Below are 17369 nucleotides of genomic sequence, written 5' to 3' on the forward strand. Positions count from 1 at the left end.
TATAGTAGTTTCGGGAATGGTCGCCGCCATTTTTAGTGAGGCTGCATGCGCTCAGGCAACAGCTTTTTGATCCCGTGCACAAATATCTGTCCGGGTAGCCCATGCAATGGTGACCAGGGTGTGGCGAATGACAAAAAATTTTCATAATAAAAATTATCTTTCAGGGACATACTATAATAAAAACATCTACATTTTATAGGGTTAAAATGAGCAATCGCATTTACACTTTTGTTACCCACTGTGCTTTTTTCTTCCATGCGGAGAAATAATTTCCGGTGCTAAAGTGAAATTTAATGCACGCTCGATATCTCTATTTTATGCCTGTATTGCAAAAGGATATGGCCCCCCAAAATAATGCACTGAGTAAATAGCATCGTAACCCAATAGGGTAACTACAATATATCAGCAGACCCTGACCTCTCTCGAGAATACTCACTATGCGCAACAATGAGCCAGTCACACAAAAAGAGTACGTTTTCGATAATAATGCAACGCTGATGTCTACTACCGACCCCGCCAGCTATATCAATTATGCCAATGACGCGTTTATAAAAGTCAGCGGTTTTTCTATGGAAGAGGTCAAAGGAGAGCCGCATAACCTGGTGCGTCACCCGGACATGCCTAAAGAGGCATTTGCCGATATGTGGGCAACGCTCAAGCAGGGAGAACCGTGGACCGCGCTGGTGAAAAACCGCCGTAAAAATGGCGACCATTACTGGGTTCGCGCCAACGCAATCCCGGTGATACGCGCGGGCAGCGTGAAAGGTTATATGTCTGTGCGCACCAAGCCAGGGCCGGAAGAAGTGGCGGCAACAGAGGAGGTGTATCGTCAATTCCGTGAGGGGCGGGCAAAAGGCAAGCGTTTTCACAAGGGATTGATTATCCACACGGGTCTGATGGGCTGGCGCTCTCTGTTCGTCACCATGCCCCTGCGCTGGCGGTTACGTTCGGCACTGATCGTCACGCTGTTGCTCAGCCTGCTAGCAGTATGGAGTAGCGCATTAACAGCGGGTCACCAGGGAATATTCACCGGTTTTATGACTGCGCTGCTGCTGTTGATCGATCTCTGGCTGGAGTATCAAATTGTCCGTCCGGTTGAGCGGCTTTGCCAGCAGGCGTTGCAGGTGGCAAGCGGTGCAACGCACCAGGTCGAGCAGCTCAACCGTGTGGATGAAGTGGGCGTCACGCTCCGCGCGATCAATCAGCTTGGGTTGATGTTTCGCTGGCTGGTTAACGATGTCAGCGGCCAGGCGCAAAACGTACTCAAATCGTCTGATTCACTGCGGGCAGGCAATGATGACCTGAGCCGCCAGACTGAACAAGCCGCGTCCAACGTGCAGCAAACCGCAGCCACCATGAATGAAATGACCGCCACGGTGCGCAGTAACCGGGAAACCGCCGCCGAAGTTACCCGCCTGTCTGAAAGCACCTGCGATGCCGCCCTCCAGGGGGGACAGGTGATGAACCATATGATTGAGATGATGGCCGCTATCGCAGACAGCTCCAGGCAGATTGCCAGCATCACCAGCATTATTGACAGCATTGCCTTCCAGACAAATATCCTGGCATTAAACGCCGCCGTGGAAGCCGCTCGTGCCGGTGAGCAAGGTAAAGGGTTTGCCGTTGTGGCAGGTGAAGTGCGTAGCCTCGCACAGCGTAGCGCCCGCGCCGCCAGCGAAATCAAAGAGCTGATTGAAAACAGCGTAACCCATGTCAGCTCAGGCAGCGGGCTGGCAGATGATGCCGGAAAAACCATGAAGGAGATCGTGGCGCAGGTACAGAATGTCACCACCCTGATTGCGCATATTAGCGCCGCGACGGCGGAACAAGCCACCGCGCTGAGTGAAGTGAGCCTGGCGGTGGAAGACCTGGATAAAATCACGCATCAGAATGCGGAGCATGTGCTGGAAAGCGCGGAAGCATCCGGACGCCTTAACCAGCAGGCCATTCGGCTGGCCGAAGCCATTTCCGTATTTAAGTGAAGCCAAAGCGATGTAAACCTGGATACAGCACACATTTTCCCGCTATTTACAGGGGGAATATAGGCACAGTTCTCATGAGGATATTCCTATGAAAAAGTTACTGATCTGTTGTCTGTTCGGCAATACCGCCAATGCGTTGGCCAGAAAGATGCAAAAGGCCGCCGATGCGCAGGGGCACCAGATGTTGATAAGCGCCATTGGCGTAAGTAATTTTGCCAGTGTTGCGCCGGCTTTTGACTGCTATCTGGTCGCGCCGCATATTCAATATAAGCTGGATGAGTTGAAAGAGGCGATTGATGATGCTGCGCCTATCGCGGTGATCGAGAGTTATCCTTTCGCCTCGATGGATGGCGAGAAAGTGCTGGAGTTTGTCATGGCGCGCATGCCGGCAATGACGGCATAAGGGAGCCTTAAAACCACGTCTGCGGACGTGGTTTTTGTTTCCGGGTGGCAAGTTCAGCCTCGCTGGCTTAAGCTTAGCCAACAAAAAAACCACAGGAGACAAGGATGAAAATCAAGGACCTGGCGATCGTGCTTTCAGGAGCGTTGTTACTGCAAGGGTGTTCAGCATTTGACAAACATCATGGCATTGATTGGGGGGAAGGACATTGCCCTGCCCCGGCGGCTGAAATGCGCGCTTCCGGAAACCTGCAAATTGAGGATGGCAAGACGCTTAAATGCCAGTTGAAGCCCTACGTCAGCAATATGGCCTGCCAGGGGATCACCGATAAAACCAATGCCGATGGCGTTTTTTGCCAGAATGGTCTTGGGCAAAATATGTTGTTTGTGTTCGATGAAAAAGGCGTGCTGCAACGGCACGGCAGCCTGTAACGCAAGAAAAACGTAAAGAGGTTTCCACCCGCACAGGAAACCCCCTTTGCATAACGGTCAGGATTGCAGCGTGGCCAGGCGCGCCGCGAAACCTACAAAAATCAGGCCAATCAGGGAATTACCAAGGCGGGTTAATTTCTGCCGGGTCTTCACCCATTGCGTGACATAGGAACCGGAAACGATCAGGAAGCTAAAATAGCAAACGCTGATGATTTCCAGCGTACTGGCAAGAATGAAGAAAGCCGTTCCGGGGCGGGTATAAGTAATGTCGATAAATTGCACAAAAAACGACACGTAAAACAGGATAGCTTTCGGGTTCGTCAGGCTCAGCACCAGCGAGCGTTTGAAAATATCGCCTTTATGCACGTCATGCGCCCCCTCTTCCCGCACCTTGCGCACAAAGGTGCTGTACAGCATTTTGATGCCGAGGTAGAGAAGATAAAACGCCCCCAGATAACGGATGATATTGAACAACACGGGCGTGGTTTTGATAAGCGTGGCGACTCCCGCATAAGCGAGAAACATCAACACTGCATCGCCGATAAACACGCCGCTCGCCGCGACATAACCGTTTTTCAACCCACCTGCGATGCTGGTCTTCAACACGAAGAAGGTATTCGGTCCCGGCACCAGGATGATAAAAATAGCGCCAATAAAATAGGACCAGTAACTGATAACTCCATACTCGGCAAACACACATCCTCCTGAAAAAACACCACAACAACATAACCGGCGCTAACATACGCCATATGGTGGTGAACATAAAGCGCAGTGAGAAACCGAGGGAGTGAGGCACCATGCACAGATGGCGGAAATGTATCACTGACGTCCTTTCATATGTTCTGGCTTTTTCCTGCCAGGCATTGAGTTTTTTGAAGGATAATTGGCAGGAAAATGTTACGTCACAATCAATCTGCCTAAAGAAAGGTAGGCCGAAAACACTCATATCAGTAATGATGATCTGGATCATTGAGTGCTTTAACAATTGATGAGATTAGTTATTTTCAACGTATTAAATTCACAGCACAAGAGATAGAGAAACGAAGTATTTAATTATTCGCTCACGACTGAAATAAAAGTATCAATCGGTTTGTTATCTGCAAAGCGGAATCATTGATTCTCTTTGAGTGGCGGCACTCTAAGGTTACGGGTAAAAAATGGAAAACTTCAAGCTAAGACTAAAAAATCATATTGAGCATGTCAAAAACGTTGGTATCCATTGCACGACCGAAGAAACAACGAAACAAGCACTGATCCTCCCCTTTTTAGATATTCTGGGCTTTAACTCATATGATCCACAAAAAGTACGGGCAGAGTATGGTGCTGATTTTCCTGGAGTAAAATCAGGTGAGCGGGTCGATTACGCTCTTTTCTGCCAGGGTGTGCCCGTAATGTTTATTGAGGCAAAACCTTACAAAGAGAAAATTGATAACCACTGTCCCCAATTATCCCGCTACTTTAACTGCACTCCCGAAGTCACGATATCCGCAATTACTAATGGGCAAGAATGGCGTTTTTTTACTGATTTACAGGAAAAAAACATTATGGATCCGACGCCCTTCCTCAGAATTAGTATGGATGACATAACCGATGCTGATGCAGAGCAACTATTCAGGTTTCGACATGATAAATTCAAGCCAGAAGCGCTTCGTACCCTTGCGGAAGAGAGTGTATATATCTCTTCATTCTCAAAAGTTATCAGCTCAAGTTTAAAAGATGTTGATTCTGAATTCGTGAGATACGTGGCTTCCCGCGCGAATATTGGTCGACAGCTCAATCAGCGATTCATTGACTCAATCACACCGCTGGTCAGAGAAGCTGTCCAGCGTTCAGTAAGTGCAATGGTTGTTTCTGGTTTGTCGGCGCACCAGCCAATCAGAGAAGAGTTAGCAAGCCAGGGAATAGATGAAGCCATATCTATTGATGAGAAAGCAGATCATATTGATCCGGACAATCCCAACATTATCACAACCCATAACGAACGCTCATTGCTTGAAAAAATAGTCTCCATTATTGGTCCCGAAAAAGATCTTCAACCTAAGGATACCGAGTCGTACTACAGTATTCTTTATCAAGGGAAAACAAACAGGTGGATAGTCCGCTATTATGATAAGAAGAGTCGTTCTTCTATACAATTACCGATTGAATTGACGCCAATTGCGCTCAATGAAGTCTCCAGGGCAGGTCTGGAGCATGATGGAACAAGAATTTATCTCGATCGCCCGGAAGACGTGCTAAGGATATCAGGTCTGATCCTCGATTCATTTCAGTATGTGATAAATGACGAAAATTTTAAAAAGAAAAAACTTAACGCTTAAACACCTTCATTAAATCCCGCCACGTGCGGGATTTTTGTACGAATCAGTAAAAATCACACGATTAAAGATTATCACCACACAAAAACATTTTATATCAACCAGTTAATATCATTATTTACGAAGCAGAACGACTTGCCGGTTGATTGGCCACCCACTTGAATACTGACTTTATATACAGTATAAATATGCGGTTAATTAACCAGTAAAAAGGAATCATCGATGTTTGTTGAGCTAATCTATGACAAGCGTAATGTTGAAGGATTACCGGGTGCGAAAGAAATTATCCTTAGCGAGCTGACCAAACGCGTGCAACGCCTCTTTCCTGATGCTGAGGTGCGCGTTAAGCCGATGCAGGCAAACGGTCTGAACAGCGATGCCAGTAAGAACGATCGCGAAAAGCTGAACCGGATGCTTGAAGAGATGTTCGACGAGTCAGATATGTGGCTCGTGCAAGAGTAACGCTGTTCGACAGGCAAAATACGCGCGGGTTTCAATACTATCATGAAGGTTATGTAAATTTCAGACGAGTGGCGTTTCAAGCGATAACGGCACGCAGAGAATCAGCAACACCAACATCACGTGATGGGAGAATGCCATGTTCAGCGGACTCAGCAGCAACGAAACCCAACGGCTTGCCGCACTGGAATTGCTCAAACGCGAAGATAAAGAGCGCGACAACGTGCTGGGTGAGTTTGCTGAATTTGCGCGCCGGTTAATGGGCGTTTCCGGTTGTTTTGTCACGATTATTGATGACGCATTTCAATACATCAAATACGTGAACAACGTCCCCTTACTTGCCGGGTGCGTGCCGCTTGAAGAAACAATGTGCCGCCACTCTCTGTCTCTGGATCAGCCGGTTATCTGCCCGGATGCCCGTCAGGATGCGCGTTTTTCGGAACATCCAGTAGTACAAAACGGCACGGTCATTTTTTATGCCGTCGCGCCAATAAAAACCCGTGAAGGGCATACATTAGGTACGCTATGTCTGAGTGAGTCTTCCCCGGTGACCCCTTCCCGCGAACAGATCGATGATTTCTTGCGCATTACTGAATTCACAGCGGCTTACCTTGAGTGCTGGTACTCCGTGGGGGAAATAGACGCCTTAACGTATCTGCCGAACCGGCAAACATTGCTCAAAGAAATTGAACGAATTGCTGCCAGAGCGACACCCGAAGAGTGCACGCTCATCCTGTTTGACTGCATTGATATGTCCAGGGCATATGAGCTCTCGCGCTACCTTGGCCTTACGGCAGTTGAAAGCATGCTGAAAAGTTTTGCCACGTTATTGCAGGTACGCCTCGGGCTTGACGCGGAGTTAACGCTTTATGCTTTCTCTACAGGGCGCTATGCCATTTTGGTGAAAAAAAGCCTCTCTGCCACGCTGCTGGATAAAGCCGCTCATTTGACACAAACCCACGCCAGAATTACCGGTGATATCGAAATTCCTCTGAAAACACACGCCGGGTTTATTCACTTTGTACCAGGCCAGACGGACGGGCAGGACACGTTACGTCAGGCCATCAGCGCGCTGCACGAAGCAATACGTCAGGATATTCCGCTTCACGCATTCGACCCGGAGATGGATCAAAAACGGAACCACGATTTCAGGATGCTGTACGACCTGGGCGAAGCAATAAAGTCGGATGAGCAACTTTACCTGGTTTACCAACCGAAGATCAGTTTGCATACAGGAACAACCGTAGGCGTAGAAGCACTCTTACGCTGGGAGCATCCGGTGCTCGGGAATATTCCTCCCGCAACGCTAGTTGCCCTGGCCGAACGCACCAGCCTGATGGCGGGGCTGACGCAGTGGGTTGTGGACAGGGCCATTAAACAGCTGGTCGAATGGCGACAAAACAACATCACGATGCCGATCTCGGTCAATGTCTCCGTCAGTGATTTGTCAAAACCCGGCTTTGCGGATGCGCTTGAAGAAAAAATCTTCAGGGCCAGGCTGACTACCGCCGACCTGCGGGTTGAATGCCTCGAAACCGAAAAAGTGCTGGAAAGCCCGATCGCCCTTGATGAGCTGGACATGCTCAAAGTCCGCGGGTTTAAAATCCTGCTGGATGATTTCGGTGCAGGTTATAGCAATATTAGCTACTTGCGAAAAATCCCTATCGATATTATCAAAATTGACCGCTCATTAATTAGCCGGGTGGCCAATGACAAAGGCAGCCAGATCATCGCTAAAAATATTATCAGTATGCTGAAAGAGCTGGATTATATCGTCCTTGCCGAAGGTGTTGAGGATGCAGAAACCGCAGAAATACTGAAGGATTTTGGCTGTGACGAAGCACAGGGTTACTATTTTTCCAGGCCACTTCATCCGACGATGATCCCGGGCTGGTTGAACTCGTCCCCGCAATAAAATAATAGGGCCACGGTGGTGGCCTTATTGCCCCATATTGGTTTTATCCGCTGCTATGCCTGCTTTCGAAACAGACTGTCTTACAATCGTTCAGGCTAATTTCAAAATTCCTGCACATTTATACATCACTATAGGCGACCCGATGAGGAATTAGCCTCTTTTGTAGGGGAGGAATACAAGATGAGACCGATGAAAAGACTGGCGATTGCTATCACATTGTTTGCGGCCGGCTCAGCCACAGCCCTTGCCGAGCCAGGTTTTCAGCCGCATGGCGGGCATGGTTTTCCTGATGGAGGACGCCGGGATGATATCCCCCGGCCAGGCGACAGGTTCAGCATTCTTCCGGACATTGCCACTACAGTATTGCTGGGTGGATTAACCTACTATCTGGTGAACGGTATTTACTACCAAAGACAGGGTACGCAGTATGTGGTGGTTGAAAAACCGTCATCCGCGCCCTCCCCATCAGGTGCACAGGTGCTGGACTTTAACGGCAAACGCTATTACGTGCGTGACGGTCATTATTATGCGCGCGATATTGATGGCAACTATTTTGAAGTTCCGCGACCGAACGGGCTCTGACTATTCTGTAACGGCGCGGGTTTCGGCGCCGTTACAAAAACGTATTTTCGCATATAAAACCCGCCAAATTTTCCATTGCCCGTCTTCGTTACATGTCCACACCTGCAAGTGCTTAGACGCCGTGTTCTTGATCCCTGGCCAGACCTCTCCCGCTGGAGAAACCTTCAGACGCGCTATCCATTCCGGCGCATAACCTGTGTCTAGGTAAAATAGTCGGAACCCGGAACCTGAAAAAAACCTGCCCGCAGGCAGGTTGTTAATAGCGCGCATTAAGAAAATTGAAGATTTCAACTTTGGATCCTGCGGAAGAATTGCTCAGTTGATTCCCGGACGTGCTCATCAGGATTTTCGGCAATATCCCCCTCACCTGACGAATGCCGGACATAACTACTGTGCCCATGTATCAAAGCTGGAGAAGACCCTACAGAGCCAGCAACTGAGCAAAATGACAGAAACAACAAAAACCACGCAGTTCTCAACGATTTACCCATCATTCACAATCCATGCGTTGTTGACATCGAAAAACATATTGGAGCAGTCAACGTAAAATGCGGTATGCGATGATTAAACCTATCCAGGAAGCTGTGAACAGCTGCATATCCGTTCATGAACAAGGAGTAAAAGACCATCTTCCGAGAAGGTGGCTTTTGAGGATGCCCCTGTAAGGGGGCTTACAATCTCAAAGAGGGCATGGAACTAAACGGGGTGCTTACACGTGAAATGGTCTGACCTTCGGGCACTAATGGAAAGTGTCAGTGGAGAGTGAATCCCAGGGCCAGAAATGAAAAAGGCCACCCGGTTAAGGTGGCTGCGAAAAAGGATTACGGGCTATATGCGTGAGTATGGTGTATGGTTGCAGCCCATTCACCAGGAAATACTCTATGCCACCACGCAAAGACTCAAAAAACAATCGCAACTATCTTATCAAATGCACCTGCTCTCACTGCTCTAAGCAGTCAGAACACAGCTTCACCCGAGTCCAGAAAGGCTCAGCACTCATGTGTCCCCATTGCAGCAAGATTTTCAACCAAGATAAAGCAGCCATAGCTTAAGTCCACAATGCTTCCTGCATGAACCGATCGGGCTATCGCCGATCGGTTGTCATTTTTAGTTATTTAGGGGCATTAAGCGCAACTTCGCGTTATACGAGCCTCATAAAGCAGAAAACCCCACCGGTGCGAGCTCTTAAAATCGTTTTAAGGTCGTGTCTAAGTGACCACTCTTATCACAGTCTCTTTTTTTTGCGTACGCGTTAGGATTATCTCTCTCAGGGTAAAATTTAATACAAAAGGATATATTGCGGCATATTTCAAAATGAATGACATGAAAGCAATGCCCCTACAGCAATATGCAGAAGAGTGGAGTAAATCAAGTGATGATCATAGTAATGCTAACGATTACGCTTGGATATCATCTCACCTATCCCAATCATCTTCCGCTCTTGATAATAGGTTGTGGCAATGGGAATAGCACGAAGAGCTTATTATCTATCTGCAGTAAAGTTGTCAGCATAGAAGTTAATGACACTCTAATCAAAATGGCAGAGGAAAACATTACATCTGCTGATTACAAAGCAGCGTAATTAACAAAAATAAAATTAATAGCATTGATGTTCGACTTTTCATAATACCAGTTCAAAAATCACACTCGTCCATTCAACGGTTTGCAGTTCCTTCTGGCTGAATATTACGAAGGTTTCTAAGTTAAAATGTGGCACAGCAACGTCCACTCTAAGCGAGGAGCGCACATTCGCGACCTTATCATAGTTCCCTCAGAGGCTGACGACACCAGGATACCTGCCCTGGATTAAACGCAGAAGTACTCACCGTATCAGGAGCGTTAATGCTGTCTGTAAAAAGACTGTCCTCACATCCTGTATTGTATTCATGGAAAAATGAATCGTACTTTTTCAGTTGCAACTATCTGTGTTTTCAGAAAAAAAAGGGAGGACGGGTATCCTCCCATAAAACCAGTGGCTTATTAATATTATTATAATTATTTATTTTCCATCAGGATGAATGAGCCTCATGGACATCAACTGAACCCGAAGAACAAAGAGATAGTTATCAACCTGTTCTTCGGTTAAAGGGAAACAGGGCGAAAGATTGTGTAGCACAACGTATTGGTTCATAGCGTTTATTTTTTGTTCTTGTTTTGGTGAGGGATTATGGTTATCAAATAAGGGACTGGCATGTAATAAAAGAACCAACTGTGTTTGCCGGTACTCAATGATTTTCTGAACATTATCTGAGCGAGTAATGTCCCTGGTGACAAGAATAATATCGGCTTCATCGGCTACGGCCTGCCAGTTATCCTGAATCCAGCATGGAAACTTTCTTGCCAGCAGGTTTGCACTTTCAAAATCGCCAGCGGAAAGAAAAACGTGCGCATGAGGGTAAAGGCGGAACAATTCGACCAGGAAGGTTTCCGTCAGATCATTTATCCCAAGGATGCCTATTCGCACCATATCGCCACCTTTTTGCCGTTAAGCTCATTGAAATAAACAATGTTGCTCTCGCTGATAACGCGAGTGAGCGCCTTTACCCGGGTTTATTTGCCATTTCGCCAGGTAATGAAGATTGCCAGCCACCGCCCAACGCCCTGAATGCCGCCACTGCTGCACGGGTTGATTCTGTCTGCGCCTGCGCTCTTGCATCGGAAGCCTGGAGAAGCGTTTCGTCGTTATGCAGTACGTCAATCAGGCTGGTCGTTCCTTGCTGAAATGCGATGAAAGATGATTGCCGGGCGCTGGCAAGGGCCGTTTCACCGCCGGTCAGTGTAACTGCCTGCGTCTGGCGATTGACCAGGGCCGAGAAGGCGTTTTCAACGTCTTCCGCTGCGCGTAATACTGACAGACGATAAGCGGCAAGTGCTTCTGCTTCCTGGCCTTTCGCCTGTTCTATTTGCGCGTTAATTCGACCAAAGTCAAAGAGCCGCCAGCGTAATCCCAGCACACCTGCAGACTGGCTGGCACCCGCAGTGAAAAGATTATCGCCTGACACTGCCGTTGCGCTGCCAAGCAGTGCGTTAAGGGAAAACGTTGGATAATACTCGCTGACAGCAACACCGATACGGGCACTTGAGGCGGCCAGATGACGCTCGGCCACAATAATATCGGGTCTGCGGCGAAGCAGGTCAGCCGGGGTGCCCATTGCGGTAATTGCCGGTGTATGAGGAATAGCCCCCGGTGAAGCCAACTGCGCGCGATGCGTCCCGGGAGGCGTACCCAGCATGACGTCCAGCGCATTCATGGCGGCATCAAGCCCGTTGTTCAGAACCGGTACTGTTGCCTTTACCTGTGCCAGTGCACCTTCTGTCTGATAGACCTGATATTCTGGTGCCAGCCCTTTGCTGTGCAACAGCTGAATTTTTTCCAGCAGTTGCTGTTGTGTGATGACCTGTTTATTCGCAATATCCAGACGGGTCTGTAATCCACGCAGGGTGATATAGATATCCGCAGTTTGTGCTGCGACAGCAAGATGTGTTGCGGCGACATCCGCCTCCGAAGCCTGGTAATCGGCCAGTGCAGCCTGACGAGCACGACGCAGGCCGCCAAAGAGATCTAATTCCCAGCTTACATTGAGATCGGTTTCATATGAATTGCCGTAGCGATTATAATCCGGCGTTGAACTGACCACCTGACCCAATGGTGTTTCAACCGACTGCCCGGCGCGCGCCGCTTGCCCACTGACACTTCCGTAAGGTAGCAGTGCCGCTGTTGCGGCTCCGAGCCCGGCACGGGTCTGTACCATTCTGGCGGAGGCCTGGGCGAGATCGAGGTTTTGCGCGAGCGCATCTGAAACGAACTGACTTAACAGAGGATCGCCGAAGCCCTCCCACCATGTTGCGACACGGGTGGGTTCGGATACTCTGCGCTGCGATAGCGCCTGATAGTGTTCCGCAACGGGTGCCTCAGGGCGAGAATAGTCTGGTCCGACGGTACAGCCTGCAAGAATGCAGGCACTGACTATCAGTGCAAGAGTACGTAGGGGAAACATGAATAACCCTTGAGTGGAATTTAATTTGTGACCACATTACCAAATGGTCACTCGTTGTCAATCGGGCTTCATTAAGCTAAGCTGAAAAAATGACTAAACATATGAACGAAAACCCGTTACGAGGCCCCTCGGATCATAGTGTCCGCGATCAAATTGTTGAGGCTGCCACTGAACATTTCGGCCACTATGGTTATGAAAAAACGACCGTCTCCGACCTCGCTAAAGCGATAGGCTTTTCAAAGGCCTACATCTATAAATTTTTTAATTCCAAGCAGGCAATCGGTGAAGTGATCTGCGCTAACCGGCTGGCGATGATCATGAACATTGTTAACGCTGCAATTGCGGATGCGCCGACCGCTTCTGAAAAAATAAGGCGATTATTCAAAGGCCTGGTTGAATCCGGCAGCGATTTATTCTTTGAAGACCGTAAGCTGTACGACATCGCAGCGGTTGCCTCCCGTGAGAAATGGCCTTCAACAGAAATTTATGAGCAACGCCTGCGGCAAGTCATTGTGCAAATCCTCCAGGAAGGGCGCCAGGCGGGAGAGTTCGAAAGAAAAACCCCTCTTGATGAAGCTGCGGAAGCCACTTATCTGGTCATTCGACCTTATGTCAGCCCGGTGCAGTTGCAGGATAACCTGGCCACAGCGGCGACAGATGTGGTGTTGTTGTCATCGCTGGTATTGAGGAGCCTGTCACCCTGAGTTGTGACTGTTGACAAAATTGGTCACTAGTTTGAGAATGCGGATCCTGTCCTGTTAAATGAATAAGGGTACCCATGCTCAGGCTTAAACCTGTCACCTTTGCTGTCTGCCTGTTGCCGTTTGCCCTTGTGGCCTGCGGCGACGCGTCCGATAACAGTGATCCTCGCAGTCTGCCACCTCTCGTCAGGTCTGCAACTGCGATGAACGCAAGCGATTATTCCCGCGCTTTCACGGGCGTGGTCGTTGCACGAATTCAGAGCGACCTTGGTTTCAGGGTGCAAGGCAAAATTCTGGAACGCCTCGTCGATACCGGTCAGACCGTGAAACGTGGCCAGCCATTAATGCGTCTGGATCCCGTGGATCTGAGCTTGCAGGCTCAGGCTCAGCAACAGGCTGTCGCCGCAGCAAAAGCGCGCGCCCGACAGACAGCAGACGACGAATCGCGATATCGCGGTCTGGTCACTACCGGAGCCGTATCGGCATCCGCTTACGATCAGATTAAGGCCGCGGCAGATACGGCCAGGGCTGATCTCAATGCCGCCCAGGCGCAGGCGAATGTGGCGCAAAACGCCATGAGCTACACAGTCCTGGCGGCTGATGTCGACGGGGTGGTTGTGGATACGCTCGCTGAACCGGGTCAGGTAGTCAGTGCCGGACAACCGGTTATCAGGCTTGCCAGAGCCGGGCAGCGCGAAGCGGTCGTCCAGTTACCTGAGACGTTACGCCCGTCCGTAGGAAGCCAGGCACAAGCTTCTCTGTACGGCAGCGATAAACAGCCTGTTTCCGCGACACTACGGTTACTCTCTGATGCAGCCGACCCGCTGACGCGCACGTTTGAGGCACGGTATGTGCTCGACGGCCCATTGTCTGGCGCCCCCCTGGGGTCCACTGTCACCATCTCTATTGCGCAGAGCAGAGCATCTCAGCCGTTGCTGCAGGTGCCTTTAGCCGCCGTTTTTGACGCGGGTAAAGGCCCGGGCGTCTGGAGCATTTCAGGCACGCCGGCCAAAGTGACATGGCGGCCCGTGCAGGTAGTAAGCCTGGGGGATGAGTCGGCAAGCGTAACCGGTAGCCTTAAGCCTGGTGAACAGGTTGTGGCGCTGGGAGCCCATCTGCTGCATGACGGTGAGACTGTCCGACTGGCGAAGCAACGCGACGATAGTGCTACCGGGAGCCGTCCATGAATAGCGGGCGGTTCAATCTTTCGGCGCTCGCCGTTCGCGAGCGTTCAATTACGTTGTTTCTCATCCTGTTGATTACTGTTGCCGGTATTGTCTCGTTCTTTGCCCTGGGACGCGCTGAAGATCCGCCGTTTACCGTCAAAGAGATGACCATCATTTCTGCCTGGCCTGGGGCGACTGCGCAGGAAATGCAAAACCAGGTGGCTGAGCCGCTGGAAAAACGTCTCCAGGAACTCAAGTGGTATGACCGCAGTGAGACGTATACGCGCCCCGGCCTTGCTGTCACCCTGCTCTCTTTGCGTGACAGTACGCCAGTCTCTCAGGTGCAGGAAGAGTTTTATCAGGCACGTAAAAAACTCAGCGACGAGGCCAAAAACCTGCCAGAAGGGGTGATGGGGCCAATGATCAATGATGAGTTCTCCGACGTTACCTTTGCGCTCTTTGCACTCAAGGCAAAAGGAGAGCCACAGCGTCTGCTGGTTAGGGATGCGGAGTCGCTACGTCAGCGTCTTCTCCATGTGGCGGGAGTGAAGAAGGTCAACATTATCGGTGAGCAGGCTGAACGGATATTTGTCTCGTTCTCCCATGACCGTCTGGCAACACTGGGTATTTCTCCGCAGGATATTTTCTCCGCGCTGAACAGTCAGAATGTGCTGACATCTGCAGGCTCAGTAGAGACCAGCGGGCCACAGGTGTTGATCCGTCTGGATGGCGCGTTTGATAAACTCGAGAAAATTCGTGAAACGCCGGTTGTGGTGCAGGGAAAAACACTGAAGCTCTCGGATGTGGCGATGGTAGAGCGTGGTTATGAAGATCCGGCTACCTTCATGGTCCGCCATCAGGGCGAGCCTGCACTCCTGCTGGATATCGTGATGCGTGAGGGCTGGAACGGTCTGGCGCTGGGTAAAGCGCTGGATGAGGAAGCTAGCAGAATCAATGCGGACATGCCGCTCGGCATGACATTCACGAAAGTCACCGACCAGTCAGTTAACATCAGCTCCGCCGTAGACGAGTTCATGATTAAGTTTTTTGTCGCTCTGCTGGTGGTAATGGTGGTCTGCTTTCTCAGTATGGGCTGGCGTGTGGGCGTGGTGGTTGCGGCTGCTGTGCCGCTGACGCTGGCTGTCGTCTTTGTGGTTATGGCGGCTTCAGGCAAAAATTTCGACCGTATTACTCTGGGTTCGCTTATTCTGGCGCTCGGTCTACTTGTGGACGATGCCATCATTGCCATTGAAATGATGGTGGTGAAAATGGAGGAAGGCTACGACCGTATCAAAGCCTCAGCTTATGCCTGGAGCCACACTGCTGCGCCCATGCTGGCCGGTACGCTGGTGACGGCCGTCGGCTTTATGCCCAACGGTTTTGCGCAATCCACAGCGGGCGAATACACCAGCAATATGTTCTGGATTGTGGGCATTGCATTGATTGCGTCCTGGGTGGTGGCGGTGGTGTTTACACCTTACCTCGGGGTGAAAATGCTGCCAGACATCAAAACGGTTGAAGGCGGACATGCTGCTATCTACAACACCCGCCGCTACAACCGTTTTCGTCAATTATTAACGCGGGTCATCGCGCGGAAATGGCGGGTTGCAGGTTCCGTCATTGTGATATTGATGGTCGCCATTCTCGGCATGGCGCTGGTGAAAAAACAGTTTTTCCCGACGTCTGACCGGCCGGAAGTGCTGGTGGAAGTTCAGATGCCTTACGGTACCTCCATTGAACAAACCAGCGCAGCGGCAACGAAGATCGAGGACTGGCTGAAGCACCAGAAAGAAGCAAAAATCGTGACGGCTTATATCGGGCAGGGTTCACCGCGTTTCTATCTCGCCATGGCGCCGGAACTGCCCGATCCCTCTTTTGCGAAAATTGTGGTCCTGACGGACAGCCAGGAAGCGCGCGAGGCGCTCAAGTTTCGTCTTCGCCAGGCTGCGGCTGACGGGCTGGCGCCCGAGGCGCGTGTTCGCGTGACCCAACTGGTCTTTGGCCCGTATTCACCCTATCCTGTTGCCTTCCGTGTGACGGGGCCGGATCCGACCGTATTACGTGACATCGCTGACAAGGTGCAAACGCTGATGCAGGCCAGCCCGCTGATGAGAACGGTTAATACTGACTGGGGATCACGGGTGCCGACACTGCATTTCACCCTGAATCAGGACCGCCTGCAGGCGGTGGGACTGTCATCAAATGCGGTCGCCGGGCAGCTTCAGTTCCTGCTTTCTGGCGTTCCGATCACCGCTGTGCGCGAAGATATCCGTTCGGTACAGGTTATCGGGCGTGCTGCCGGCGATATCCGTCTTGATCCTGAAAAAATAGCGGCTTTCACCCTGATCGGCTCCGCCGGGCAGCGTATTCCTTTATCGCAGGTTGGCGAGGTGGAAGTGCGCATGGAAGATCCTGTGTTGCGCCGTCGCGATCGTACGCCAACCATTACCGTGCGGGGAGATATCGCCGAATCCTTACAGCCGCCGGATGTTTCCACTGCGATTATGCAGCAGCTTCAGCCCATCATTATGACGCTACCGGATGGTTATCGTATCGAGGAGTCTGGTTCTATTGAGGAGTCCGGGAAAGCCACCGCAGCGATGGCACCGTTATTCCCGATCATGATAGCCATGACGCTGCTGATCATTATCCTTCAGGTGCGCTCGATGTCGGCGATGATGATGGTCTTTATGACCGCGCCTCTGGGACTTGTGGGGGTGGTGCCGACCTTACTGCTCTTCAACCAGCCCTTTGGCATCAATGCGCTTGTTGGTCTGATTGCTCTGTCAGGGATTTTGATGCGTAACACGCTGATCCTCATCGGACAGATTCATCATAATGAGCAGGAAGGGCTTGACCCCTTTCATGCGGTCATTGAGGCAACAGTACAGCGTTCAAGACCTGTACTGCTCACGGCGCTGGCGGCCATTCTGGCGTTTATCCCGTTAACACATTCAGTGTTCTGGGGGGCCCTTGCCTACACCCTGATAGGCGGGACACTGGGTGGGACCATTATGACGCTGGTGTTCCTGCCCGCTATGTATGCCATCTGGTTCCGGATAAAGAGCCCGGATTCAACCTCGTCAACGGTAAACCATTCCACTTCTGAAGGATTAAAAAATGTCTGAACATAAAGTCGTTCTGATTACCGGCGTTTCATCAGGTATTGGCAGAGCGGCAGCCGTGGCCTTTAAAGCCAGTGGTTGTCAGGTATTTGGTACCGTCAGGGACATCAACACCGCGTCCCCGTTGAATGGCGTTGCACTGACAGAAATGGATGTACGCGATGAACATTCGGTGCAAGTGGCGATTGAAAGTGTGATAGCCAAAGCCGGACGGATTGATGTCCTGGTTAACAGTGCAGGTGTGTCCCTGATTGGTGCTGTTGAGGAAACATCTGTGGAGTAGATCACAAAACTC

At 50.5% G+C, this 17369-nt stretch carries 16 protein-coding genes; 13 read left to right on the top strand and 3 right to left on the bottom strand.

What is annotated here, in order from left to right:
- Positions 1 to 437: 437 nt before the first annotated feature.
- The 3 genes from N7922_RS14980 to N7922_RS14990 all read left to right on the top strand — a co-directional run bounded on the left by N7922_RS14980 (position 438) and on the right by N7922_RS14990 (position 2813).
- Entirely contained in the window at positions 438 to 1982 is a 1545-nt protein-coding gene (locus N7922_RS14980; RefSeq protein WP_263097068.1) for a methyl-accepting chemotaxis protein, read from the top strand.
- A gap of 88 nt (positions 1983 to 2070) precedes the next feature.
- The gene (locus N7922_RS14985; protein ID WP_263097069.1) at positions 2071 to 2385 is read left to right on the top strand and encodes a PTS sugar transporter subunit IIB; all 315 of its coding nucleotides are present in this window, start codon (positions 2071 to 2073) and stop codon (positions 2383 to 2385) included.
- A gap of 104 nt (positions 2386 to 2489) precedes the next feature.
- Complete coding sequence (locus N7922_RS14990; RefSeq protein WP_263097071.1) at positions 2490 to 2813, top strand: hypothetical protein; 324 nt, start codon at positions 2490 to 2492, stop codon at positions 2811 to 2813.
- A gap of 57 nt (positions 2814 to 2870) precedes the next feature.
- Here the strand turns inward: N7922_RS14990 and leuE are convergent, their stop codons facing one another.
- A complete protein-coding gene (gene leuE / locus N7922_RS14995) occupies positions 2871 to 3509 on the bottom strand; it encodes a leucine efflux protein LeuE (protein WP_263097072.1) in 639 nt (212 codons plus the stop codon).
- 461 nt (positions 3510 to 3970) lie between these two features.
- On the opposite strand from leuE, the gene N7922_RS15000 reads away from it, so the two are divergent.
- The 6 genes from N7922_RS15000 to N7922_RS25320 all read left to right on the top strand — a co-directional run bounded on the left by N7922_RS15000 (position 3971) and on the right by N7922_RS25320 (position 9666).
- Complete coding sequence (locus N7922_RS15000; protein ID WP_263097073.1) at positions 3971 to 5131, top strand: type I restriction endonuclease; 1161 nt, start codon at positions 3971 to 3973, stop codon at positions 5129 to 5131.
- A 219-nt stretch (positions 5132 to 5350) separates the two neighbouring features.
- The gene (locus N7922_RS15005) at positions 5351 to 5590 is read left to right on the top strand and encodes a DinI family protein (protein ID WP_263097074.1); all 240 of its coding nucleotides are present in this window, start codon (positions 5351 to 5353) and stop codon (positions 5588 to 5590) included.
- A gap of 136 nt (positions 5591 to 5726) precedes the next feature.
- Positions 5727 to 7502 (top strand): EAL domain-containing protein, encoded by a 1776-nt coding sequence (locus N7922_RS15010; protein ID WP_263097075.1) that lies wholly within the window; start codon positions 5727 to 5729, stop codon positions 7500 to 7502.
- 189 nt (positions 7503 to 7691) lie between these two features.
- Positions 7692 to 8084 carry a DUF6515 family protein gene (locus N7922_RS15015; protein ID WP_263100921.1) on the top strand — a complete coding sequence of 131 codons (393 nt, stop codon included), beginning with the start codon at positions 7692 to 7694 and terminating at the stop codon, positions 8082 to 8084.
- A gap of 881 nt (positions 8085 to 8965) precedes the next feature.
- Positions 8966 to 9136 (top strand): YnfU family zinc-binding protein, encoded by a 171-nt coding sequence (locus tag N7922_RS15020; RefSeq protein WP_263097076.1) that lies wholly within the window; start codon positions 8966 to 8968, stop codon positions 9134 to 9136.
- Between the two features lie 335 nt (positions 9137 to 9471).
- Positions 9472 to 9666, top strand: a complete 195-nt coding sequence (locus N7922_RS25320; protein WP_411554278.1) for a methyltransferase domain-containing protein — start codon at positions 9472 to 9474, stop codon at positions 9664 to 9666.
- A gap of 417 nt (positions 9667 to 10083) precedes the next feature.
- Here N7922_RS25320 and N7922_RS15025 read toward each other — a convergent pair whose 3' ends face one another.
- Together N7922_RS15025 and N7922_RS15030 are read right to left on the bottom strand one after the other, a co-directional pair.
- Positions 10084 to 10551 carry a hypothetical protein gene (locus tag N7922_RS15025; protein WP_263097077.1) on the bottom strand — a complete coding sequence of 156 codons (468 nt, stop codon included), beginning with the start codon at positions 10549 to 10551 and terminating at the stop codon, positions 10084 to 10086.
- 73 nt (positions 10552 to 10624) lie between these two features.
- The gene (locus N7922_RS15030) at positions 10625 to 12082 is read right to left on the bottom strand and encodes an efflux transporter outer membrane subunit (RefSeq protein WP_263097078.1); all 1458 of its coding nucleotides are present in this window, start codon (positions 12080 to 12082) and stop codon (positions 10625 to 10627) included.
- Between the two features lie 89 nt (positions 12083 to 12171).
- Between N7922_RS15030 and N7922_RS15035 the strand changes: the two genes are divergently transcribed.
- The 4 genes from N7922_RS15035 to N7922_RS15050 all read left to right on the top strand — a co-directional run bounded on the left by N7922_RS15035 (position 12172) and on the right by N7922_RS15050 (position 17357).
- Positions 12172 to 12786, top strand: a complete 615-nt coding sequence (locus N7922_RS15035; protein ID WP_263097079.1) for a TetR/AcrR family transcriptional regulator — start codon at positions 12172 to 12174, stop codon at positions 12784 to 12786.
- 74 nt (positions 12787 to 12860) lie between these two features.
- The gene (locus N7922_RS15040) at positions 12861 to 13970 is read left to right on the top strand and encodes an efflux RND transporter periplasmic adaptor subunit (protein WP_263097080.1); all 1110 of its coding nucleotides are present in this window, start codon (positions 12861 to 12863) and stop codon (positions 13968 to 13970) included.
- Positions 13967 to 17077 (top strand): efflux RND transporter permease subunit, encoded by a 3111-nt coding sequence (locus tag N7922_RS15045; protein WP_263097081.1) that lies wholly within the window; start codon positions 13967 to 13969, stop codon positions 17075 to 17077. The genes N7922_RS15040 and N7922_RS15045 overlap by 4 nt, the downstream gene beginning before the upstream one ends.
- Complete coding sequence (locus N7922_RS15050; RefSeq protein ID WP_263097082.1) at positions 17070 to 17357, top strand: SDR family NAD(P)-dependent oxidoreductase; 288 nt, start codon at positions 17070 to 17072, stop codon at positions 17355 to 17357. Before N7922_RS15045 ends, N7922_RS15050 begins: the two co-directional genes overlap by 8 nt.
- Positions 17358 to 17369: the final 12 nt, after the last annotated feature.

This window comes from Kosakonia sp. ML.JS2a (genome assembly GCF_025642095.1).
Lineage (GTDB): Bacteria > Pseudomonadota > Gammaproteobacteria > Enterobacterales > Enterobacteriaceae.